The organism is Brevibacterium renqingii (assembly GCF_017808105.1).
Taxonomy (GTDB): Bacteria; Actinomycetota; Actinomycetes; order Actinomycetales; family Brevibacteriaceae; genus Brevibacterium; species Brevibacterium renqingii.
Map to the genome: position 1 here is coordinate 212772 of NZ_JADBHF010000005.1, position 22854 is coordinate 235625.

Annotated in this window: 16 protein-coding genes; 6 read left to right on the forward strand and 10 right to left on the reverse strand. The window is 63.6% G+C overall.

Annotated elements, in window-relative coordinates:
• Positions 1 to 45 precede the first annotated feature (45 nt).
• The 3 genes from IHE57_RS07250 to IHE57_RS07260 form a co-directional block, all read right to left on the reverse strand.
• On the reverse strand, positions 46 to 591 hold the full coding sequence (locus tag IHE57_RS07250) for a DNA-binding protein (protein WP_209372140.1): 546 nt from the start codon (positions 589 to 591) through the stop codon (positions 46 to 48).
• A gap of 124 nt (positions 592 to 715) precedes the next feature.
• Positions 716 to 1555, reverse strand: coding sequence for an IS5 family transposase (locus IHE57_RS07255; protein ID WP_209372078.1), 840 nt, complete (start codon positions 1553 to 1555; stop codon positions 716 to 718).
• Positions 1556 to 1637: 82 nt separating this feature from the next.
• Positions 1638 to 3026, reverse strand: coding sequence for an MFS transporter (locus IHE57_RS07260; RefSeq protein WP_366933886.1), 1389 nt, complete (start codon positions 3024 to 3026; stop codon positions 1638 to 1640).
• A 1219-nt stretch (positions 3027 to 4245) separates the two neighbouring features.
• Between IHE57_RS07260 and IHE57_RS07265 the strand changes: the two genes are divergently transcribed.
• From IHE57_RS07265 to IHE57_RS07275, 3 genes are all read left to right on the forward strand, one after another.
• Entirely contained in the window at positions 4246 to 5877 is a 1632-nt protein-coding gene (locus tag IHE57_RS07265; protein WP_209372080.1) for an AAA family ATPase, read from the forward strand.
• Between the two features lie 303 nt (positions 5878 to 6180).
• The gene (locus tag IHE57_RS07270) at positions 6181 to 6366 is read left to right on the forward strand and encodes an antitoxin HicB (RefSeq protein WP_253720019.1); all 186 of its coding nucleotides are present in this window, start codon (positions 6181 to 6183) and stop codon (positions 6364 to 6366) included.
• A 109-nt stretch (positions 6367 to 6475) separates the two neighbouring features.
• The gene (locus IHE57_RS07275) at positions 6476 to 7084 is read left to right on the forward strand and encodes a hypothetical protein (protein ID WP_209372082.1); all 609 of its coding nucleotides are present in this window, start codon (positions 6476 to 6478) and stop codon (positions 7082 to 7084) included.
• 556 nt (positions 7085 to 7640) lie between these two features.
• Here IHE57_RS07275 and IHE57_RS07280 read toward each other — a convergent pair.
• From IHE57_RS07280 to IHE57_RS07300, 5 genes are all read right to left on the reverse strand, one after another.
• Positions 7641 to 9521, reverse strand: a complete 1881-nt coding sequence (locus IHE57_RS07280; protein WP_209372084.1) for an FtsK/SpoIIIE domain-containing protein — start codon at positions 9519 to 9521, stop codon at positions 7641 to 7643.
• Between the two features lie 694 nt (positions 9522 to 10215).
• The gene (locus IHE57_RS07285; protein WP_209372086.1) at positions 10216 to 11046 is read right to left on the reverse strand and encodes a hypothetical protein; all 831 of its coding nucleotides are present in this window, start codon (positions 11044 to 11046) and stop codon (positions 10216 to 10218) included.
• On the reverse strand, positions 11036 to 11551 hold the full coding sequence (locus tag IHE57_RS07290) for a hypothetical protein (protein WP_209372088.1): 516 nt from the start codon (positions 11549 to 11551) through the stop codon (positions 11036 to 11038). Before IHE57_RS07290 ends, IHE57_RS07285 begins: the two co-directional genes overlap by 11 nt.
• A gap of 657 nt (positions 11552 to 12208) precedes the next feature.
• Positions 12209 to 13279 carry an AAA family ATPase gene (locus IHE57_RS07295; RefSeq protein WP_209372090.1) on the reverse strand — a complete coding sequence of 357 codons (1071 nt, stop codon included), beginning with the start codon at positions 13277 to 13279 and terminating at the stop codon, positions 12209 to 12211.
• A 680-nt stretch (positions 13280 to 13959) separates the two neighbouring features.
• Positions 13960 to 15513: a recombinase family protein gene (locus IHE57_RS07300; protein WP_209372093.1), complete on the reverse strand. Its 1554-nt coding sequence runs from the start codon at positions 15511 to 15513 to the stop codon at positions 13960 to 13962.
• A gap of 214 nt (positions 15514 to 15727) precedes the next feature.
• On the opposite strand from IHE57_RS07300, the gene IHE57_RS07305 reads away from it, so the two are divergent.
• The 3 genes from IHE57_RS07305 to IHE57_RS07315 are packed head-to-tail and all read left to right on the forward strand — an operon-like array spanning position 15728 to position 20412.
• Entirely contained in the window at positions 15728 to 16414 is a 687-nt protein-coding gene (locus tag IHE57_RS07305) for a hypothetical protein (RefSeq protein WP_209372095.1), read from the forward strand.
• Positions 16411 to 18534 carry a hypothetical protein gene (locus IHE57_RS07310; RefSeq protein ID WP_209372097.1) on the forward strand — a complete coding sequence of 708 codons (2124 nt, stop codon included), beginning with the start codon at positions 16411 to 16413 and terminating at the stop codon, positions 18532 to 18534. Before IHE57_RS07305 ends, IHE57_RS07310 begins: the two co-directional genes overlap by 4 nt.
• An 18-nt stretch (positions 18535 to 18552) precedes the next feature.
• Positions 18553 to 20412: a PDDEXK family nuclease gene (locus IHE57_RS07315; RefSeq protein ID WP_209372099.1), complete on the forward strand. Its 1860-nt coding sequence runs from the start codon at positions 18553 to 18555 to the stop codon at positions 20410 to 20412.
• Between the two features lie 26 nt (positions 20413 to 20438).
• Here IHE57_RS07315 and IHE57_RS07320 read toward each other — a convergent pair whose 3' ends face one another.
• Both IHE57_RS07320 and IHE57_RS07325 read right to left on the reverse strand, forming a co-directional pair.
• Entirely contained in the window at positions 20439 to 21746 is a 1308-nt protein-coding gene (locus tag IHE57_RS07320) for an ISL3 family transposase (protein WP_209372101.1), read from the reverse strand.
• Positions 21747 to 21897: 151 nt separating this feature from the next.
• The gene (locus IHE57_RS07325; protein ID WP_209372103.1) at positions 21898 to 22566 is read right to left on the reverse strand and encodes a hypothetical protein; all 669 of its coding nucleotides are present in this window, start codon (positions 22564 to 22566) and stop codon (positions 21898 to 21900) included.
• Positions 22567 to 22854 lie beyond the last annotated feature (288 nt).

Sequence of the window (22854 nt, forward strand, 5' to 3'; positions counted from 1 at the left end):
TGGGTACGCACTCGCGTGGACGGCCGTGGGCTCGGCGCAGCCGGGTCACTTGTCGACTTCGGGGATTCTGCTGATGAGGCTGTCGATCCGCTGGATGAGCCGGTCTCGCTCTGCCTCGATCTCTCGTGCCGAAGCTCTTGCGATCTCCGCGATGTTCTGCTGCTCCTTCGCAGCCTGTTCGGCGACTTCAGCACGAGCGTTGGCTTCGGATTCGGCGCTTCGGGCTGCATCGCGTTCCTCCTCAGCGTGCGCGATCTCAGCTGTGAGTGCCTCGACCTCTTGTCTGAGTTCAATGACCTCGGCGGCGAGGCGGTCACGTTCTGGCGAGATGGACGTGACCGCAGACCGGTAAGCGTCTGCCCATATGGCTGTGAGGCGCGCGGTCACATCGGCGGGCACCTCGGGGATGCTCAGCCTCACGGACTCATCCTCAGCCTCGCGCCACGCCTTCGCGACTGAGGCAGCAACCGTCATGCGCACTCCTGCGGCTTCTCGCACCGCGCGTGCCGTGACGGGGAGTCCACGGTCGGTAAGGTCCCGCGCAGCCGCCTCGGCGCGCTCCTCTGGGCCTAGTTGCTCCTCGACGGACATCGCGACCTCCCCGGGTAACCCGGAAACGTGTGTTTCCAGTTTCCATGTTACTGCTCGTGTATACGGTTGGGGAGCGTTTCGAGGGCGCCAGTTTCTAAGAGGTCGCGCGGATAGGGCGTTTGGATCAAGGGCACCGGGCAAGGCGAGCATCCCACCTGTAGCGCTTCCAAGACTGGCGGACCAGGCGGCGGATGATGATGACCGCGCTGGCCAGCGCGACCCAGGCGTTCTGCACACACCCCTGCCGGTCGGTCACCTTTGCCAGCGCCGAGAACCCTCGGTTGTGCCATGAGTTGGTCCGCTCAACGACCCATCGATGAGTGTGGCTGATAGGTAGGAAGGTGCCCTTGGGAGTGATGTTCGGCGTGCAGCCCATCTCAGCGAGCAAATCCCGGGTCCGAGCCGAGTCGTAGCCTGCGTCCAGGTGGACTGTGATGACCTCTGGAAGCCAGAACCCGAGCACGGCGAGAGTCTCCAGCGTGGGACGCAGGAGCGCGGAGTCGTTCCTGTTGGCCCCGGCCAGGAACCAACCGACCGGAATTCCGCCGCCGTCCACGAGCAGAGATCTCTTGAGACCAGATTTGCCGCGGTCGACAGGGCTGCGTCCGGTGTTTTCTCCTCCGCACGGTGCTTTGACGATGCATCCGTCGACCACGAGGTTGTGCAGGTCGAGGCCGACGGCCTGGTCGTAGGCCTCGAGGGCCAGGCGGTGGAGTTGTTCGAAGACGCCAGCGCGTATCCACTCGTCGCGACGGGCGCGCATCGTGGTCGCCGAGCAGGACTCGTCGGCGTGCTGCTGATAGGTGCCGCCCAGGACGAGGCGCGCCAGAAGTTTGTCGAAGACGACCCGGTCAGGGACGCGTGGCCGGTGACAACCCAGGGGGTGGTTGATGTTTCGTTCGGGAAGCAGCGTTTGGAACTGCTCCCACAGAGGGTCGGTGATGAAGGTGGGCAGGACGGGCACGTGGTCTTCTGATTCTCGTCGTGTTGGAGCGGAGGGGTTGCCGCGCCGCATCCTTCTGGGCGCGGCGCGGCAGCCTGCTCTGCTACCCGGCCTGCGGCTGCTCCACGGCGGTGGCCGGCGAGCGGGAAATGACCACGGCTCCGACGATCAGCCCAATGACGGCGAGTACCGCCGCGATCACGAACGGGTCTCCGGCGTGCAGGGCGGGGGCGAACCCGAGCCCTACGTAGATAGCCACACCGGTTGCCCCGCCGAGCTGGTCTGCTGCTCGCTGGACGCCGGAGGCGATCCCTGCGTCCTCGTCGGTGGTCCCGCTGACCGCGATGTACTGCAGACCCACGAGTCCGAAGCCCATGCCCGCTGCGATCAACAGCATCGCCGGGAGCAGCCATGCCGCCCCGCCGCCCAGGACGGCCACGAGTGCGACCACGCCCATCGCGCCCGCAGCGGCCGCGAGCCCGACCAGCACGCACGCGCGTGCACCCCAGCCTCCCAGCAGCCGGGGAACGAGCACCGATGCCGCAATCAGCGCCGCGGCCAGGGGCAGCATCGTGAGGCCTGCCCCCAGAGGCCCGACACCGAGCCTGTCCTGCAGGTAGAAGGTGAATAGCAGGAACGAGGTCGACAGCGCACCGCTGAGCAGCATCGTCGTTAGGTTCGCCCGCAGTCGAGCGCGGTCGGCGAAGAAGGTCAGCGGGACCAGCGGGTTCGGCGACCTCGACTCGACGCGCACGAACCCGACAGCGGCTAGCACCGCACCGACCAACGCGGCCACGCTCACCCAGAGGCTGGTGGCAGGCTCACCGGCCTCCACCGCGGCGTAGACGAAAAGCAACGGGCATGCGGTCAACAGGAGCGAGCCCGGGAGGTCCAGGCGGACCCGCTCACGAGACGCGGATCGGTCCGCAGGGACCAGGACGAGCGCGGCCACGATCACGACCAGGATGAACGGCACCGAGACCAGGAAGATCCAGCGCCAGCCCAGGTGGGCGGTGATGATCCCCGACAGAGCGAACCCAAGAACGAGGCCGCAGCTGGCCACGGCGGCCCACACGCTCAGGGCGCGTGACCGGCGCGGGCCTTCGGGGAAGAGCAGCACGATGGTGGCCATCGCCGCGGGTAGCGCTACGGCCTCGCCGGCTCCCTGGAGCAGGCGTGCGGCGACCAGGACCGGGAAGGATGGGGCCAGACCCGCCAGCAGAGAAGCCGCGCCGAAGAGAGTAGTGCCGACCAGGAGAGTGCGGCGACGGCCGAGAAGGTCACCGAGCCGGCCGCCGAGCATCAGCAGCCCGCCGCCGGTGATGGTGTAGCCGACCACGACCCAGGTCAAGGAGTGGCCCTCGACGCCGAAGTCCGCGCCGATCGAGGGCAGCGCAATGTTGACTACGGTCACATCGACCGCGATGAAGAATTGCAGCATGGACATCGCGCACAGCACGAGCCAAGCGCGCACACGGTCGGGACTGTGCACGCGGGTAGAAGAGGAAAAACTTGATTGCATCTGTTGCTCCGTCGCTCTGAAGAGTTACGAGCAGCACAAACGGCCGCTCCGGATGGATCACGAAGCGACTTGACGTTCCAGGTGAGATGTTGCTGAGAGCCGGACGTCCCGCCGCTAGCGGGACGTCCTGGTCACTGCCGCACAAGCGGCCGAGCATGAAGAGGCAGACATGCTACAAACTCTAGCAGAGGGACCCTGTGACTCCGGGCCTGTTTTCCTATTCGCGCGAGCTCTAAGCGACATTTTGTCCGCGCCGCTGAAGCCCTCGCTGGGCAACAGAGGCTTGGCCAGGGGTCCCGTTGGCCACTATTGCTTCCAATGCCACCATTGGAGTTGCTGAGTTTTGTGCGAGAGCCCGCGCGACGCTGAGGTCCCTGCGTCGATCAAGTGTCGTAGCAAGTGCATAGAGGGTGTCCGGTGGTGTCCGCTCGTGACGGGCAACAGCCTCCCGAACTCGCTTGTCAGTGTCCGCTGATAGAGCATCGAGGGCGTCCTGTTCTGCTCCGGGATTCGCGGCCAGAGCGGCACGCACCCTGGGGGACTCATCTGCGGCGAGCACGGCCTGTTCGTCGGGAGTGAGGAGTCCTCTCCTGGCCCGAGCAGAACGCACGGTGGGTGAACGATCGAAGGTGGCCGCGGGCGATGTGCGTGCCAAGGCTGCCCGCTCCTGGACTGTTCCTGCGGCGTACACATCATCGACGTCTCCGTCCCAGCCGCGTTCGCGGAGCTGGGTGGCGCGACGGGTGGCGCGGCGTGCCTCCGGATCGCAGCAGCGGCACCGGCGCTGACCGTGTTGATGGTCGGTACACATCATGTCTCCTAATCAGCAAACCTATTATCGCATTCTAGACGTTGTTCAGCAAAACGCCTAGGTTTGAGGCATGACAAGTGGGCAGAGAGACGCCGCTCCCAGATCAGTCCAGGCGACCCTCGATGAGGAGACAGCGCTCCTCCTCGCCTCCCTCGTGAAGTCCTCAGGGTTGAGCAGGTGGAGGTGGGTACGCGGGGCGATACTCGCAGCAGCCGCTGACCCGAAGGTCGCTGCTGCCATCGCTGAGGCCGCTCCTCCGGAAAGGCGAGGGGGGCCGCGACCCGGCGCAGGCGGTCGACGACTGGGAGCGGGACGTCCCCGTCGGATGTCTCAAGTCAGAGCGGCCGACGATGGGGCAAGCGCGGAGAAAGGGAACCGATGAAGCACGTGGTCAGGGGAGTCCTCTTCGGCCTCCTCATAGGTGCGGTTGCTGGAGGTATCCCGTTCGGGCTGATCGGGATGCTCAGCACGCTCTCTAGCGGACATGGCGAGCCAATCTGGATGGTGGGCCTGTTTGGTTTCGCGGTCGCGGGCTTCTACGGCGCGATACCGGGCGGTGTGCTTGGAGGTATCGTCGGCTTGATCGTGGGACTGATCCGTAGGGCGGCGGCGAACCGTCCGCCGGCCTACCCCGTAGCGATGGTCTCTCCGCCGCCCTCCGAGCCTGCCGCTGCTCCAGCAGTACCCCAGGGGCACTGGATAGGAGTAGTCGGAGAGAGCCTGGAGACACGGGCCGAGATCAAGAGCGTCGAGCCGTTCCACGACGTCTTCGCCGAGAAGGACCTGCGCTGGCGTCATCGTCTTGTCACGCCACAGGGGCACGCACTGAGGTGGCTCTCGAACTCGAACCGCGGACTCGTTGCGGGGGACCGCATAGTGCTTAGGGGCACGGTGAAAGACCATACGTGGGCGGATGGCGAGTCCGTCACGGAAGTCTGGTACTGCCAAGCCAGGAAGGACGCGAGCGGATGGCCGTCGTCACACAGCGCCTGGAGTGCAGGAAAATGGACACGGGAGAAGTTCGAGGAACAGCGACAGCGGATGATCGCTGCTGACGAGCGACGGGCACAGGAACTGAAGGAACGGCTTCAGACGTCGACTACCGGTTCTGCCGAAACCGCTCCTGCGACGGCGCCGTCCGCGGCTTTTGCGCAAGCGCCTACCGAAACACTCGATGAGGTGCTCGCGGAGCTGGACGCCCTGCCCGGGCTTGAGTCAGTGGCGGGGCAAGTGCGCACCCTCGCCAATCGCGTCAGACTCAACAAGGAGCGTGAAAAGCGAGGAATGGCTGTATCCGAGGTCGGGATGCACTCGGTCTTCATCGGCCCCCCGGGCACCGGGAAGACAACGGTTGCAAGGATCTGGGGTCGGGTACTTGCGGCGACGGGCCTCCTGCCCTCCGGGCATGTGATCGAGACGGACCGTTCCGGTCTCGTCGGCCAGCATGTCGGAGAGACCGCGCAGAAGACGACGGCTGTCATCGACAGGGCAAAGGGTGGCGTCCTCTTCGTCGACGAGGCGTACAGCCTCACGCCGGGTGGTCCAGCGAGTAACGACTTCGGTTCTGAGGCGGTTGACGTCCTGCTCAAGCGTATGGAGGACGAGCGAGACTCCTTCTGTGTGATCGTCGCTGGGTATCCACTGGAGATGGAACGCTTCTTGGAGAGCAACACCGGCCTGCGTTCTCGATTCGCCCAGACGATGACGTTCCCGAATTACAGCGCGAGCGCGTTGGAGACGATCTTCAAGAAGATGGCGGCGAACGCCGATTACACAGTCGACCCTGAAGGGCAGCAGTTGCTCTCCGTGTCCCTCACCAAGCTTGCGGACGCCCCTCCTCCGGGATGGGCGAACGCCCGAAGTCTCCGGGCGCTCCTCAGTGCGATGGTTGATACGCAAAGCGAGCGCCTGGCTCATGCGCGCGACCTCGGCTCGGAGGACCTCGGACTGCTGTCTGCGGAGGATGTGCGTGCGGCCCTGGAGAAACTGTTCCCATCTGCAGTGCGCTGACGCGACGAGGGCCTCGCTTCACTCGCCCGGATCGCCGGGGGAGTGGCCGCGAGGCCCTCGTATGTCTCATCATGGGACAGGCACAGTGCCGGGGTCAACAGCCGGCGGGGCACGAGTTCCGAGCCAAGTTTCCCTGCCCGTTGGGTGTAGTACGGCGAGCCCGCGGGATATCGCCCGCACTCCGGTGGCGGTAACAGCTCCGATGGTGGCATTGGCGCGTAATGGGGAGTCGGCGTCGTCGGGAACAGGCCGAAGTGTGGTTGAGCTCGACGGTTAGACGCACAACGAAAACTGGAGGAATCCGTGGCCGCGGAACAGTACACCTATCACGTTCAGTGGTCCCCCGTGGATCAGGAGTACGTAGCTACGGTTGCAGAGTTTCCATCACTTTCCTGGCTTGATCCTGACCGCCAAATCGCGCTCGATGGTATTCGCAAAATGGTGGCAGAAGTGGACGCTGATCTGGCTGGATCGGGCTCCGACGGCTGACGTCACAGTCGGATACGCTACCGACACTCCTGTCCCCGAACGAAGACGGGTGGCAACGTATCGTGGACTCCGTCAGTACACCTGAGCCCCGATGCAAGTAGGAGCCCACATGCGCGCGAAGCCGACCTCCATCACCGCTGCGGCGACGCTTGCCGCGGCGCTCATGCTGTCCCTGTCAGCCTGTGGGGGAGGTGGCGAGTCAGCCGACTCCAGCACGGCGGGCGCAGCCAAGGGTGATAGCAGCTCTGCGTCAGAAGCTGACGGGTCGGCGACGGCGTACCCGGGTGAGTTCACGGTTGCGAATGGCGACAGTACGTTCAGGGTTGGGTACGACGAGACCAGCGCCGACACCGTCAGTGCGACATGCAGTAATGACGGCGGTGTCATCACTGCCACGGTCACGGAGAGCACGACCGGCAACGTCTTCACGACGACACAACCCGAGGGAGGATCAGGCTACGCCGGAGGCACGCTCATCCTGGGTGACGGGAGCGGGGAGTACGTGTGGGTGCCGCTCGCCGGGATTGATGCGGAGGACGTTCGGGGTGACACACAGATCTTCGAAGACGAGTCCCAGAGCGGTTCTCCGGTCCTGTGGAACGCTGACGGTACCGCGGATTTCGGAACGGGCATCCGGCACGAGACCGAGGAGGGAGAACTGCGAGTGCAGACCCCCGGGCTGCTCGACTGCTCGAACGGAGCTGCAATCCCCGAGTGACCCCTGGCTGCTCAGCGAGAGGGGAAGGGACGACCGTCAACTTCCACATCAACCCCCGCCCCACACACGCAGGTCCCTCCAGGCGTCTACGACCCGATGGGGTACTCCATCCGGGAACGGTCGCAGCGGACCCTTTGTGTCCACCGGATACAGGGGAGGCATTGGACTCCCCGGAGACCTTGTACCCCCGGGATACATAGAATCCTTCGTCCTCGCCAACACCCCAAGGTTGAAGGTACTTGACAGGGGCATTAGGCTTACCCGCAAGTGGTTCTCTTGAGGTTCTGAAGCGGGTAAGCCTAATGAACCCATTCCCAGGAGGTACCTACCCCTCCTTGTGTATCGGCTAGAACGACGTCATACAGGGGATCCAATGCCTCCAATGGGTACAAAGAATCCACCGGGTCCAATGGATACTCTGCGTCGCCCGTGAACCATACCCAAGGAAGGGTCCGCTGCGAACCGCACATCTGGGGGAGGGGCTGCCTATCACGGGCATGACGTAGAGCCTAAAAAGTACCTCAGGGTAGGGGAGGGGCGGGGCATACCTCCCGCACTATCTCTCATCGTCAAAGGCCTCGAAGGGGTCGAAGTCAAGCGCCTCAAGGGTGCCCGGTGCGGGCTCACCCGGAGGTGGCGTGGGGTATCCAGCTGCGGTCGACGCTCGACCGTCCGGAACGGGGATCGAATCGTCGGTTAGCGCGGTCCGCATAGCGGTCGTGCCGTCGGGGTTCGCAGACGCTTCGTTGCTCGGCGCAGGGGCGCTGGGGTCATCGCCGCGAAGTACGCGACGCCACTCTGGTTCGGGAGCGAAGCGGACGGGCTCAAGGTCAGCGGGAGGCAACATCGGCATTCGCTTCTTGATCTCGGAGACGGTGACGAAAGCACCCTGCGTCTCGACGGGTTCTTCGCCGCTGATGAGCACCCGACCACGGCCACGCACATTCGATGTAAGCCGGTTCAGCGTCTTGAGCGCGAGGTCCAGAATCATCTGCGTCATCGTCGAATCCCCGTCGCTCAGGAACATCACGCGAGTGCCAAGATTGGCCTTGGTCTCACCCGGGAGGAACGACGCGTCGGGACGCTGAGTGGCGAAGGCGCAGATCATTCCCGCCGCGCGAGAGAGGCGGGCGAGGCGGCTCATATTGGCCTTCGTCTGCTTCTGGACATCGGGGTCACCGATTCCTGCTGCTTCCGCTGCTTCGTCGAGGATGACGAGACACGTGCGGTAAGGATGTCCGGCGATCTTCAGCAGGTCGGGTTCCTCGTCGGCACCCTCTTCGCCAGACCACACATGGCGAGCGACCCATCCGCGGCGTTCGTCCATCTCGCCGCACGCCTCGGCGAGCCCGTTGACTGCTTCATCGCCAGAGAAATACAGGACGCCGGGAAGTCGGCCCGCCCACGCGAAGTCAGCTCCCTTCGGATCACAGATGATGACGAGCCACCCGCGCATGACCGCCTGCCCAACAAGAAGGCGCAGGCACACACTCTTCCCTGTCTTCGTACGCCCGCCGATCAGTGCATGGGGATCAGTTTCGTCGGGGTCCCACCACACGGGGTAGTGTTCCCCGGATTCCGGGTCCTGGCCTGTGCCGAGATACAGGGCAAGCGGGCTGGGAGCGTTCGCCGCGATCCACTCCCACGTCGTAGTGGAGGGTACCGACACCTTCGTAGGGAGCTGTGCTGCGCGCTCTGCGACGACTTCGCGCTTGGAGTTGTTGACGACGACACCCCACGGGCGCCCCCACTCGTCGAGCCTCTTCCGTACGTCATCGCGGAGGGTGTCCTCGCTGCTGGCTCGCCAACTCGGAGGGAGCGCGAAGGTGACGCGCCTTGGGACTCGGCCGTCTTCAAACCGCAGCTTGATCGGTGCTCCGCGGAGGGTCGCTTCGTGCGTGTTCCACTCGGACCCGCCTGCGAGCACTCCGGCAAGCGCGCGCTCAACGCTGGTCTGAGCGCGTTCACGGTCCCAACCGTGCTTGAGCCACCAGCGAGCAGGTGCGAGTGCCACGAGTGCTCCCACGAGCCCAGGGAGCGGCCATTCGTGGACTGTGAGCCATGCAGCGAGGCTGATACCGGCTCCAAGTGTGGCGCTGCTCCAGAGCGCTCGACGGGGTGTGGTCCAGGAGAGCATCACGGCCGCCGTGAGAATCTCGGACGCCGAGGTCCAGCCGATCGCATTTCGTCCGGCTCCACGCATGAGGATGAGGCCGACGAGCAAGAGCACTGCCAGAGCGCTGCTGGCGTGCACCGGGTCAAGAGCGGTGGGAAGGCTGACGAGTCCCACGATGAAGCCTCCGATGGCCAGCCATTGACCGAGCGTGACCAGCGCGCGACGAGGCTGCGCATGCTCGTCACGGGACCCGGCAATGAACCAACCTCCGATGAGCATGAGCAGGGAAATGGCCGGACCGATCACGGTTGCAGCAGTCATTGCGAAACCTCTTTCATTTCCGGTGCCCCTCCGTGCTGACGCTCTTCTCGATGAGCACGCCGCGGTCGTACCTTGCTGAACGCCTTTGCTGCCCTTCTCGCGATCCACGGCCCCGAGAACCACCAGAGGGCGATAGAGCCTCCGAGCAGGGTGACAGGACTGGACCAAGTCAGTGGCTGTGGGCCACGGCCACTCTCAGACGGAGCGGACAGAACGGGAGCTTCTGGCGCGGATGTGGGACTGTCGTCCTCACACGATGCGAGCCGGGTCTTCAGAGAGACGGTCACGTCCTCGACGGTGGGCTCAGATTCCAGACGCAACGTGCGCCCTTGAAGCTGCGGAGGATTCGGGTCCCGTGTCGGCCACCAGGACACGACCAGATCGGGTCGCTCACCGTCGCCGTAGTCGACGATCTTGGGCGACCGGCCTTCTGCGGTGAGCGCCTCTTCCACCATCGTGCGTACTTGGCTCGGAGTGTCATCTGGAGTGAGCTTCACCGTGGTGACAGCAGGAGCGCACGGGTACGGCTCGGGGTGACCGCCTGTGCTCTTACCGATGAGGGCCAGTACGGTGACTCCGAGGACGACGACCAGAGCCAGGATCAATGCGGCGCCGAGCAGCCTTCGCAGGCCGCTCGGCCCGGCAGCGATGGCGGCACCCGTAGCGAGGGCTTTCGTGCCTCTTCTCATGGCGCTCAACCCTCCGCAGCCGCGAGATACTCAGAGACCGCCGCGGCTGCGGATGCACCGACTTCGTGATCGCGGGTACGGGTACTGACCACCGCCTGCGCAAGCGCGGGAAGGTGACCATGAAGCAGGTCCCAGGAGCCGGTCTCGTGGATGGCGGCGCGGAGGACGGTGACCAGCCCCTCGGGCGCGGTACCGCTCAGATGAGGGATAGCCGCCATTGCAGCGGTCTGAGCCTGCTCTCGCAATGGCGGCATGACAACTGCGTGTGCCGCACCGGCGATAGCCCACGCGGCGCGCTGGTGTGATCGGTCGGAACCGCCCGTCAGCCATCCAACCGGGGTTCGACCTTTCAGCGTCGGCGGTGCGGCCTCACGCCCCACGGCATCCCAGCCGGCCCCACCGTGCGGGGCGACGAGGATCGTCCGCGGCCATGTACCAACGGCAGCTCCGAGCACCATGCTGGCGGTGGGCAGGGACGCGAGAACGCGAGGGGCAACCGCGGTCTGTCGTCCTTTCGTAGGTCGCCCCGTTGGCGCGACGAGAGTCTCGACAGCATGCCGCAGGCCACCGGGAGCGACACGACGGGACGCAGCTTCTTCGTTCAGACGATCTCGGTTGCGTCGAGTGACTTCCTTCGCCGTCTCCATCACCTCAAGGGCGTAGCGCACGCTCTCGGCGTGGTCCCCGGTCGGTTCGTCCTGCTCCACAGTCACAGCCTCAACAGCGTCGGTGCCGACGCGAAGGCACAGCCCGGTCTCACGACTGCCAGGGTCAATAGCGAGTACCGGAGGCCAGACGTGGGCAAGTTTCGCCGCGGTCTCGATGTCAGTGGGCATCTGCATTCCCTCCCTCAGGTCCACTAGCGCGTCGATTACGTGTATTGACTGCATCGATCAGGCTGTGGATCAGACTTGGGCTCGCTACTGCCGCGGCGGCGACAAGCCCGACTGCGCCTGCGAGCAACGGGTTTGCGACAGCAGTCAGGAAGTTGCTCAGCACCATGCGTGCGAGGAGGAACGCAGCCGTGTATGCCACTGCGACGAGCGCGTGCGCGACGGCAGAACGATTCGCGAGCCAGCGCGTGAAGTCGGCCTGGATCTGTCGGATAGCGTTGACTGAACCCTCGAACTCGATCGGAGCGACCGAGGAGAGACCAACCCCCATCTGTCGCGCAAAGGTCACGGCAAAGTATGCGAGGCCAGTCGCGGCCACCTCCAACATGCCCGATGAGGAGAGATACCACGCAAAGATGAAGAGGCCTCCGACAAGGAAGCACGTCCCGACAACGTGAGCGACGTGGGTTGCACCTGCCGAACGATTGAAAACTGCGGGGATGATCATGCTGAAACTCCTTTAATGGAATCCTTCTTGCTGGCCGGGACGGAGCGGACTGCCTAGGGCCTCGGTCGGCCCTGCTTGCTGCGGCTAGCAGTCGTGATGCGAATCGAACGCGATCGGAGAGAACCGCATCGAGCAAGGTGTGCTGGGCATGTCGAGTCATGCTCGACCTCGACATGCAGCACAGCATTCGGGGTGATGTGAAGGCGCACCGCACTGTCACAATCACGGCAGCGGAACAACTCTCGCGCCTCTTTGGTCAAGTTCACCTCGTACCTCCAAGTCCAGCTCGATCGGTCCCTTCTTGAAATCTGTGAACGAAGATGGTGCAGGTACTGGTGAAACAATCGGCCGAGACGAGCGTCCGGCTCCTGTGCAAGTACCTCCCTCCCCATTGCGCCTTCGAGTGATTCGGCAGTTCTTCTCTCCCTTCCCTTCGTCCCCTCGTCCCCCTTCGAAGAGGGGGACGAGGGACGAGGACAAGGGAACTTCGTCCCGGGACGAAGGGGGACGAGCAAGGGACGAGGGACGAGGTGGACGTAACGCTGCACGTCAGACCAGGGAATGCTTCCGAGTTAGCTCGTCCCCTGTGTGCCTCGCCGAAGAGGCACAGCGCTGTTCGTTCGGCAACCGACAGGGACGAGGTTGAGGTCGGCATGTTCACGCGTCTCCCTTGTAAGGATGGATGAGGGAATGGAGCTTCTTAGGTCCCACTTTCGTTTCTTTGAGGTATCCCTCCTCCACCAGAACGGTGACGGCTGTCCTCACAGCGGTTGCTTTCCCTTTGACCTTGGTCTCGATCTGATTCTTGGACAGCCCTTCTTTTGGGCCGCTTTCGAGGACGAGGGACACCATCTTCATGAGGTGGGTGGGTCTAAACTGACCGGAATCCGACTTGGTTCGAGTCGGCGGCAACAATCCGAGCGTCACCTTTTCGGTACTAGGGTCGCTGTCGAGATGAAGCGTTCCGAGATCGTTTCCTTCGGCGAACCTACGAAGGGCTCCCGGCCGATCCTTATGTAGCCGAACCCGCGAGGAACCGCTCAATCCCTTGCCGAATGGTTTCACCGCCTCGATGCCGAATACTGCTCCGTCTACTGCGTTCAACTTGTGGACAGAACCAATGGCGTACTGCCCACGTCCTTCGCTGGCCTTCGTGACGTGGTCAACCTGCACTACCGCACACCCCAGACGAGCGAAGCGTCGCAACAGCCGCGTCCACCGCGACACGTCGAGCAAGTCCATCGGATCGAGGCCCATCATCGCCATTGCGTTGGTGACTCCGTCCATGACCAGAAGATCGGATCCAGGAAGCAGTTCGCTGAGTCGTTCTTCTGCTCGTACATGCCATCCCTCGGGGGAAATGTAGGCGCACCTTTCATGCGCATCTGAGATAGGGACTCCAAGGTCGCGAAGGCGATCCGCGAACTCTTCCCATCCGTCTTCGAAGTCCACATAGACCACGCGGCCTGCACGCTGGATGATCTGAGTGGTTGCGTACATGGCGAGCCATGTCTTGGCGGATTGAGACGGCCCTTGGAACGTGTGTACACGTCTGCGGTACAGCAGTGCAGGGCCGTCGATCCGTGCCAGTAGAGAAGGTTCAATTCGTTTGTGATTGCCCGAAAGGACGGGACTGAGAGGAATCGGATTCCAGGAGTTGAGAATCTCGTCCTCTTCTTTGACCTCCGGGGCGTCCTCGATTGAAGCGACGTTGTCCAGCAAGGCCATACGGTCTCGGTTCGAGGGGTCCGCCCAGCCATTCATGCGGCCCCCTTGTGTTCTAGCCGAATTCCGGGAGACCGCGAAAGGAGGTGGCGAAGTTCGTCCTTCTGCTCTTCTGTCAGCTCTGGCCAGGAGGCTGCTTCGGCCTGGGCAGCTCTGCGGATAGCGTCTCGGGTCGATTCATCCATGGCCGCCACCGTTCGCTGAACTGGGTGCCTTCTCATTGACCGAGAGGAGAAGCGCGGCGTGATCCTCGTGATCAAGGTGACCCGGGATTGCGTGAATCGCGTCGATGGCGCGTGCTGCTGCAAATTTGATGCGCAGAGCTTTGATAGTCGAATCGCTATCGCCGTTCTTTACCGCGTTAGCGAGTCTTGACTGCGCGATCCGAGAAGAAGGAGAAGACATGAGAGGTGCACTTCCTACCTCCACCTACGCGGAGGTATAGAAACCGTTCCATGCAGGCACTTAGTGCCTGCAAGCTCTCTCCTTCTTGCCCTTTCAGGGTACCCCTTCCTGAGGGGCGGAGCAAGTATTGCTCCAGGTCAGAGGCTTGTTTGGATTGCAGTCGGGGTGTGCTACTTTCGAACTCACCAGGGGAGTTGCCGCGTTGGCGATGAGCAAAAAAATTCTGTGACACGCGCCGTTGCGTGTCACAGACGGAGGCCGAGTGAGGCACCGAGGGGTCAGTCCAGAGCTCTCGCTCTCGGTGTAATCGTTACTGTGCTGGAGTCGAACCCTTTGCGTCCTCGAGGATGAGAGTGGATGTGCACCGTGCAGAGAGCCCGTATCACCGATCGCGTTGTCGCGAGGTCGGCATCATCGAACGCTGCGACCGGGTCGTCTGCGTCCAGGACGGAATGAGGCCCGGTGCCCGTTGATAGACGAGTCCGTTCAGCATCGAGTGCAGCGATGGACACCTCGGCCTTGTCGCGGATGCGCTTGAGGTCGCGACCCTCGATGATCTCGTCGTCGTAGTCGGCCTGCGCCCTGGCGATCCGTCCGCGATGCATTGTGATCTCGTCGGAGATGGCTCGAAGGCGCGGGTGATCCGGTGCGGGAACGATGTTCTTGAGGTCCGGACGAGCAAGACGAGCGCGGATCGTCTCGACCACATACGTGTCGATGTGCTCGCGCAGCCGCATCACATGCCCTTCGCAGCGATACCGCATACTGTGCGCGCGCACCGGTTTGCCGCATACCTTGCCAGTGTCGGGGTCTTGCCAGCCGCAGAGGTATAGTCCGGACCCGAGGTGACGGCGGTCAGTGCCTACTCGGTTCGTTACGCGATTCGGATCGTCGAGGCGATCTTGAACCGCCCACCAGGTGGCCTCTGGGACCAGTGAGTCCCACTGGCTGCAGACGGGCTCGCCGGAGTCGGAGCGCAGGATCGTGGCGCGCCACGAACGTCGCTTCCCACCATCAGGTTGCACGGTGGGTGGAGAGTACGTTGAGTAACCGGCGTACCGAGGGTTCCGGAGGATGCCGAGAACAGTCGACGGAGCCCATGCTCTATCTTCTGGCACGGGTCGGGGTGGGCGCCCGTCCGCCGCTCTCTTCTCGTTGCGCTCCAGCGCGAGGGTTCGTGAGTGTCGGGGGAGTGGTGGCACGTTGGGGATGTCGGGGCCGCTCTTGCCGGATAGTGCCGCTGCGATGGCTCGCAAAGAAGCACCAGCGGTGAACGCCTGGTAGATCGCCTCCACTGCTCGTGCCTCGTGAGGGATGACCTCTCCCTTAAGGGTGTACCCGAGCGGACGCACGCCCTTGGGGGGACGCCCCTGCTCCGCTCGCTGCCGCTGGGCGCGACTCTGTCGCTCGGCTTTGACCTCGATCTCGTTGCGCGCAATCGCGGAGAAGAGATCTGCGCTGAGGCGTCCAGCAGCGGTCGTGCAGTCGATGTCCGACCCCTTAGCGAACGTCAGGAGTATCTCGTGACGCTGTGCTGCCTCGATGATGCGCACCCCGTCTGCACGGTTGCGCTCTAGGCGGGGCCACTCCTGCGCGACGACGACGTTGATCAGCCCTCGTTCTATGTCGGTGAGCAGGCGCTCGAAGGCGGGTCGCTTCTGCTTGCCGACTCCTGAGATGTCGTTGTCCTCGTAGACCCCGGCCGGAGTCCATCCCCTAGCCGTGATGAGGGCCTCGGCGTCTTCCCTGTGACGATCGACGCCCAAGCGCGTGTTCTCACGGTCTTGCGAAATCCGCAGGTAGATGGCTGCTCGCCGTGGCTTGGCGCTCATGAGGCCAGTCTACGTCGTGATGGTTCTCGGCTGCGGAATGTCGATACTCCCGCTCCGTAGAGCGCCGAAGCTAGGCCGTGTGCCGACTTGAACTCTTCTGAAGTGAACGCCTGCGGGTGCCATGCTGATAATGTCAACCATGTAAGGCGCAAAAGCCTGGTTGCCGTGAAAAGCGATCTGTTGCACTTGGCTATGGCTGGGGAGGGGTGCGGTCGTGTCGATGCAAGCCGCCGTGCCGTCCGAGGCGCGGCGTCGGGGAGGGTCACCCAGTCAGACAGCGGTGCGGGTGCTGGTCTTGATGGACGTCTTGGGTGACCCGGTTGCTGCCAGTGGCCCCGTTGCGGGATCTGTCGCGAGGATCTCCTCGCTTACCCGTGTGCAGAAGCTGGACTTTTGGCTCCGCAACCCCGATTACCTCGCCGATGAGCTGCTCACGGAGTACGAGGAGGGTCGCGTCAGTCTTGACGACATCCAGGGCCACGTCGCTCGGATGTTGGACGGCGACGCACCGTCTCTTCATTCTTATCCGATGGAGCGGTACCTTTACGGGGCATACGAGTTCATCGACGACGCGTTGGCCGTGCTTAAGTTCTATGGACAGATCGCTCATCGTCGCGTCGCGGATTCCGGGAAACAGGCTCGCCGGGACTACTACCTGCTGACGGCGGGGCGTGTGACCGTTAACCGGATGCGGGCGCAGATCCCTGAGCTCGGGTGGTACTACGCGCAAGCAGAAGCCATCGCACTAATCCCCGACGCGGCTTCGGGTGCCGCTGCGCGACGTCGACAGTATGAACAGCCGGAGTATGTGCAGACCGCACATGGCGACATCATCCCCTCGATTCTGGAGCGGGTAAAGGAACGTGCTGTGGCGCTGGCTGTGATTGGAGATGACGCATGACCTGGGTTGAAGATGTCGCGAATAGGGCGCAAGTCGACGCGCGCGTCGCTGATGGCGTCCTTCGTTCGTACGGCATCACGGGACCAAAACCTGTCCCGGCTCGTCGTCGGCTGCGGGTCGAAGCTTTGCATTTCGCGGGCGTCAAAAATCTAGAGTCGCCTTACTACCCAGGCCAGCGCATGTTCGTACCGTTTTCATTCACCCGCACGTTCGCGGCTTCCGTCACTGCTCTCGTCAGCGACGGGAATAATAGCAAGGGCAAGAGTTCCATACTGGAAATTCTCGCCTGGGGTCTTCGCGGGAGCGCCCGTGAGTTGCAACCTGATGTGCGCAGTTGGTTGCGGCAGGTATGCCTGTTCCTCACCATTGCCGATGAGCGTGTTCTCGTTGCTTGGCGAGTCACGGGTGGTCGTCCGCGCGGTAGCATCATTGCGCTGCCTAAAGGCGAAGATCTGGATCTCGACGCGTGGGATCTACGTGCACAAGAAGCAATGAATGCGCAGGCCGAAGCATCCCGTGACGAAGACGGCCCCGTGTTTGACTTAGATGCCCCCGTTGACGAGCTCATCGCAGGCCTCCGTGCTCGCAATGCATTCAGCATTGCGTCCTTCGATGATGAACGCGGGATGCGACAGGCTGTTGGTGACTTCATGCTCAATCGGTTAGCCATCGAGGAGCTTCCCCAGTGGAACAAGCGCCGGCAGGCAACTACCGCTGACGACGGAAGCACCGTCGAACACGGGTGGCCGCTGTGGTCGCAGGCGATGTTGATCTCTAAGCCCAGCCACAACACGACCATCGGAGAGACGCCGATGCAAGCGGGTGCCGTGTTAGGGACATTCCTCGCTACGGAATGGACCTCGACCCGGAGTCGCATCCGTGCACACAAGACCGCGGTGGACGGTGAGCTGGCCGCCATCCGTCGACGTGTCGAGGCCGACACTAAGGCCCGGGAAGATGGCGCCCAAGAACTCAGGCGTGAACGCAACGATCTGCAGAGGCAGTTGGATGCCCTCCCTCCCGAACAAGTGACAACCGCAGAGGCGGCCCAACTCGTCAGGAATGCGTCCGCTGCGGGTGCTGCGGTGAGAACTGCCCATGAGGAGATGCTCAGCGCCGCTCTGGCCTGGGGAGCGGCGGAACGAGCGCGGGAGACGGCGAAGTTCGATCTGGTGGCGCTGCAGGAAGCGGCCGTGACTAGGCGCTTCTGGCATTCTCTCAAGCCCTCCTGTTGTCCCCGATGCGACGCACGGGTGGAGCAGGAGCAGTGGGAACGTGAACGGGCCGGTTCGTGCTCGTTGTGCAATAGCCCAATCGCGGTCGCCGACGAACACGACGAGCACGAACCTGATCTGGATAGCGAAGAGGACGTCGATCCAGTCGACATTGCCGAGGAGCGTGTGCGTGCCAGCGAACTCGAAGTCATGACGACCTCCGCCGCACACGACGCCGCCCAAGCGGACTTCCATCGGGCTCAGACGGAGTTTGAGCAGGTGAACGGCGCGCTGAATGCGTTGCACGACGATCCAACCGTGCGACGAGAATTGGAGCGGCGCATCGGGGTGCTCGATGGGCGAATACAGGAGCGGACCGCTGACGTGCGCGCCGAAGACGAAGAGGGACTGGTGGTCGAGTCGCGCGTGCTCGCGGCCGCCGACAAGCTTGCTGATGCTGCTTTGACGAGCGACCGCAATGCTGCCTTGGCTGCGGCGAGTACACGCATCACTCAGCTCGGCAAGGAACTTGGTATGAGCAACCTTGAGAGTGCCCGGCTCAAAGGTAACGCCCACCTGGATGTCACCCGCGGCGGTGAGGAGACCAAGTTCGGTCGCCTCGACGACGGTTCACGTTTGCGACTGAAGATCGCGGTCGTCATCGCACTCGTCGAGGTCGGCGTCGCGACAGGGCTGGGTAGGCATCCAGGCTTTCTCGTCGTAGACGCCCTCGCGCGCGAAGAGCTCAATGAAGGGGACGGTGAGCACCTGCTAGCGGAGCTGTACCGGGTGGCTGAGACTCACGACCTGCAAGTTATCACTGGCACCACTCATAGTGCACTCGTGGATGCCGTACTTCCTGAAGAAGCGGTCGTTCGCCCGCTGCCGACAGGCTTTTTGTGGTGATCTGAGGAGCGGACGACGATGGCACAGACAGTTGTTGAAGCCCTTGGCGCTCTCGAAGGAACCCCTACCGTTGACGGGTTGGGAGGCGAAGAACTCATCTACGCGTCCCGTGACGACTTGGTCTTCGACTCGCGCGTCTCGGAGGTCGCGGTAGCGTTGTGCGCCGACTGGACGAGGCTGAGGAGCCCGGAGGTAGCCACCTCGTTCCTCCTGGAGGCCGCTCGGCATGCGAACCCGTTCGGGGCTCCCGCTCTGTTCAACGTCATCCTCGATTCCAAGGAGGCCCTTCCCGCGGTGGCCGTAGAGCTCGAGGAAGTGTTGCGCGTTCGATCCAGTGGGAGGGGCCCTGTTCGTGACTTTGCCCTGGGAGCGTGGACGCGTCTGACGCTCGGAGGGTGGGCCCGGAAGAAGCACGCGTTGTTCGCCGCCTTGGAGGACAGCGTCGATGCCGACGACGTTACACACGCATTGGTCCGTGCGCTCGGAGCGGCGTTGACGTGGTCGCAGGAGAAGGATCTCGAGCGGGCTTTGGAGTTCCTTCTCAAAGATGACGAACTAGGCAGCGACGCGTCGATGGAACTGGGCATGTATGCCGTGTCCCGTGCCGTTGCCTGCGAGGACCTTACGGACGTCCGTGATCACCTGGGCACTGCACATGAGTTTTTCGCGGTCGCTGCGAAAGACGACTCTCGTCCCGATGCGGTTGCGTTCAAATCCGTAATCGGTGGTGTATTGGATCAGACGCACGGCCAGACAGTAGCTCGCTCTCGTTACGACGCGATCTGCGAGACCGTATACGCCTATCTCGACGGGTATGTCGGTGCGGACCCAGGTTGGCGTGCGCCGCGAGCACGAACCACAGTTGCGTGGATGGGTTTGCTCGGCGATTTGCAACAGGCGGACACCGACCGATGGTTTAGTCCCGTGCGCACCATCGCAAGTCTCGCCCGGGCGATGGCTGCGGAAAAGACGAAGGTTCTTATCGTGAACGTTGGGTCTCAAAGGGGTGTGCGCACGCTCGTTCGCCCCGAAGTGGAGAGCATCGCAGCACGCAACGCGGATGTCATCACTCATATCCGTAGGTGGCTGCAGCTTGAAGACGAGGACCCGGACCTGCGCTCGGCTGTCGAAGACCTCCTGCGTCTATTGGAGTCCTCGCCCCCAAAAGGGCAGGGCGAGTCGATTTCGACGGCGGAAACGACTCGCGAGGACCTCATCGCCTCGGCTCCCGGTGATATCCAAGCACTCCTCGACCACTTCGAAGCCTTACAGATGCCGCTCAGCTACGCCGAAGAGAACCTACTGGCGCGTCTCCTGACAGAGTGTGAGACACACGCCGAAGGCGGCGTCGAGAGGTATTCTGCAGAACTCGCGGTCGTCCTTCACCGTCTTGTCCGGTACGCGTCGTTGAGTCTTGACCGCGGTCAGAACAGCGTGCGTTCATCGAAGTGGTTCGCGTTGGAGGAGCCCTGGCCTAAAGAGCACGTACTTGCCGACGATATGAACGCCGCTCTTTTCGGTAGCGGTTTAAACTCGTCCGTCGAACGCGAAAATGCCGGCGGGCGGGTAGATATCGCCGTCCTCTTCCCTCGCTGTCGTATCAGCATCGAAGTAAAGCGCACGGTCAAGCGACGCGATGATGACACGCTTATTGCCGATTTTGGCACGCAGACCATCCAGTACGCGAGCACCGATGTTCCCGTCGCGATTCTTGCCGTTGCCGACTATGCCCGCCGTGCCACGCGTCTGGACCTCCCCGCCGTATTCCAGGTCGTCCCGAAGCAGTTGGACCCGACCTCCCGCCAACATGCGTTGGCAGCGGTGCGACTGCAGGCAAATGTCGCATCTCCCTCGACGGCGTCGTCAAAATCGCTTTAACGGGCTCTTCAGAGTTGAGTGTGGGGTCAGGCGTCGAGTCCGCCGGTGATGAGGAGCATTCGGAGGCGATAGTGCTCGAAGTTCCGGAAGCCGCGGGCGGTGCGGCGGCCGAGTTCGATGATCCCGTTGATGGCCTCTGTGCCGCCGTTGCTCGCGCCGTCGGTGTCGAAGTAGGCCAGGAACGCTGTCCGCCAGCGGCGCAGGGTCTTCCCGAGCCTGGCGATCTCCGGGATCGGGCAGGACGGCAGCGTAGCGATCAGCTGCTCGGCGAGGCGGCGTCCCTGGGCGGGCGTGGGTTGGTGGAACACGTCTCGGAGGTCCTGGGCGCACTGGTAGGCGACCTCGACCGCGACGTGATCGGGATGGGCCGCGAATGCGCTGGCCAGGCGGGTCTGCTGGCGCGGCGTGAGGCGTTCCCGTCCGGCGCGGAGAACATGACGGATCCCGTAGAGGGGGTCGCCCTTGCGGCCTCGGTGGCCGAGGGTCTCCTGCTGGATCCGGCGGCGGACGTCATCGACTGCAGCCCCGGCGAGCTTCACGATGTGAAACGCATCCAGCACGCAGGTGGCGTCCTCGAGCTGGTCATCGATCGCGTTCTTGTAGCCCTGGAACGGGTCCAGCGTGGCGATCTCGACCCGCTTGCGGAACTCGTCGCCGCGCTCGTCGAGCCAGTCTCGGTAGGCCTTGCCGGATCGGCCGGGGACGAGGTCGAGGAGTCTGGCGGTGGGGTGGGTGCCGCGAGTCAGATCGACCATCCCGGTGAGCTCCTTCGGTCCGCGCCGGCGCGGGTCCCGGTGGTGCCAGATGTGCTCGTCCACGCCCAGGACCTGCACGCCCTCGAACCGGGACGGGTCGTTCGCGGCCCGGGTCAGGACTGGCCTGACCTGGGACCAGAGCGTGTTCCAGGTCGTGCCGAGCTGGCGGGCCAGGCCCTGGATCGTCGCTCCCTCGCGCCGGAGTTGTCCGATCGCCCAGCGGATCGCGCGCGTGCTCAGCAGGCCCCGCGGTGCACAGACCTCCGGGTTCTGCTCGGCGAAGGTCGCCACCGCGCAGACCCCCTCGAGGCAGATCCAGCGGCGCTTGCGCCACCGAATCCGCACCGGCCGGCCCGCCCACGGCGCGTCGATCAACTCGACCACCACCCGGCCGTGACCAGTGGCGATGACACCGCAGCCAGGGCATCCGGTCACTGGATCGCAGGACTCAACCTCAAGCAACAGTCCGGCCCGGGCCTTCGAGACGGCCACCAGATGAAGGCCAGGGAAGTCCAGGAGAACGTCGCATCGGTCGCAGCGATCAAGCGCGTCAGGGCATACGCAACTATGGTTGGGCATCGTCGAGGTCCTTGGTGCGAGCAGAGGTGAGAGTCCGCTCATCATCGGGGACCTCGACGTCTATCCCCAGCTACCCCGTATCACCGGCGCGCCCACACTCAACTCTGAAGAGCCCTTTAACGCGACCCGCTTGCGGGGAGAAGTTAGCCGTCTAGGTGTGGTTCTTCACGATTGGCGGTTCGGGATGCCCTGGCTCCCAGATCTCCCAGCCGATCTTCTTGCCCAGGTCGCCGAAGCAGCCTTGGACGCCGAGGCCGTGGACGCAGAACCACCAGGCTTCCAGCTCGTCCGCGATGCGGCCCCGCAGCCGGGCCTCGTACTCGTCCAGCGCGTGGTTGTCTCCGTAGGGGACTTCGGCGAACTCTGGCTCTGTGGTCCTAACGTGGTACTCGACTCGCTCCCAGTACTCGGACGGCGGATCATCCGAGCCGGGCTCGTTGGTGGCGAGGACGTCCAAGTGGTGGAAGCGCCCCGACTTCCCGTAGCGAGCGAACGTCGCGAAGAGGAGCGGGAGCGCGGTGCTCTCGCTGATCCGATTAGCGAGAGTCTCCGCGTACCCGGTGCGGGTGGACCGCGCCAGTCCGCGCTCGATCGCCGTGTCGAGCAGCTGACTTAGCCTCTGGATGTCGTGGCCCCAGTCGCCTTTCAGCGTCTTCTTGGAAGGCCATGAGCCCGCGGCCTCGACCTCGTTGCAGCCGAGCATGACCTTCATGGCCTTCTTCACACCGATGCTACCGAGAGTGAATACGCCATCGCCGTGCAGGGATACGAAGCGAAGGCTCCGGATTGCCCCCACGGAATCGCGGAGGAGGTTGCGCACTGACCCGGCCTCCTCAAGGAGCGCGAACCCCTGACGCGTCGACAACGCCGGGTGCAGTCCCGGTCGACGCCCCTGCGACGGGCTCAATGCCATTCCCTCGGTCCTCCTCGCGCGCCTGTGGTCACCCTCTTGCCCAGGATAGGCGGGCGGTGGCGCATCATGAGCGACGTACGCTCACCAAAGCGCGAGTCGCTGTCGCCAAAGGTTATTCGGGACTGCTGAAGGTTTGGTTGACTTCACGACTGGATAAATTCCAGGAAGGATAGAAGTCATGCCAAAGATCTACAC

What these genes read in the sequence shown, in the direction of transcription:
- IHE57_RS07315 (WP_209372099.1), top strand. Translation starts at nt 18,553, where the DNA reads ATGGCACAGACAGTTGTTGAAGCCCTTGGCGCTCTCGAAGGAACCCCT.
- IHE57_RS07275 (WP_209372082.1), top strand. Translation starts at nt 6,476, where the DNA reads ATGCGCGCGAAGCCGACCTCCATCACCGCTGCGGCGACGCTTGCCGCG.
- IHE57_RS07290 (WP_209372088.1), bottom strand. Translation starts at nt 11,551, where the DNA reads ATGATCATCCCCGCAGTTTTCAATCGTTCGGCAGGTGCAACCCACGTC.
- IHE57_RS07295 (WP_209372090.1), bottom strand. Translation starts at nt 13,279, where the DNA reads ATGGCCTTGCTGGACAACGTCGCTTCAATCGAGGACGCCCCGGAGGTC.
- IHE57_RS07280 (WP_209372084.1), bottom strand. Translation starts at nt 9,521, where the DNA reads ATGACTGCTGCAACCGTGATCGGTCCGGCCATTTCCCTGCTCATGCTC.
- IHE57_RS07285 (WP_209372086.1), bottom strand. Translation starts at nt 11,046, where the DNA reads ATGCCCACTGACATCGAGACCGCGGCGAAACTTGCCCACGTCTGGCCT.
- IHE57_RS07310 (WP_209372097.1), top strand. Translation starts at nt 16,411, where the DNA reads ATGACCTGGGTTGAAGATGTCGCGAATAGGGCGCAAGTCGACGCGCGC.
- IHE57_RS07300 (WP_209372093.1), bottom strand. Translation starts at nt 15,513, where the DNA reads ATGAGCGCCAAGCCACGGCGAGCAGCCATCTACCTGCGGATTTCGCAA.
- IHE57_RS07250 (WP_209372140.1), bottom strand. Translation starts at nt 591, where the DNA reads ATGTCCGTCGAGGAGCAACTAGGCCCAGAGGAGCGCGCCGAGGCGGCT.
- IHE57_RS07265 (WP_209372080.1), top strand. Translation starts at nt 4,246, where the DNA reads ATGAAGCACGTGGTCAGGGGAGTCCTCTTCGGCCTCCTCATAGGTGCG.
- IHE57_RS07320 (WP_209372101.1), bottom strand. Translation starts at nt 21,746, where the DNA reads ATGCCCAACCATAGTTGCGTATGCCCTGACGCGCTTGATCGCTGCGAC.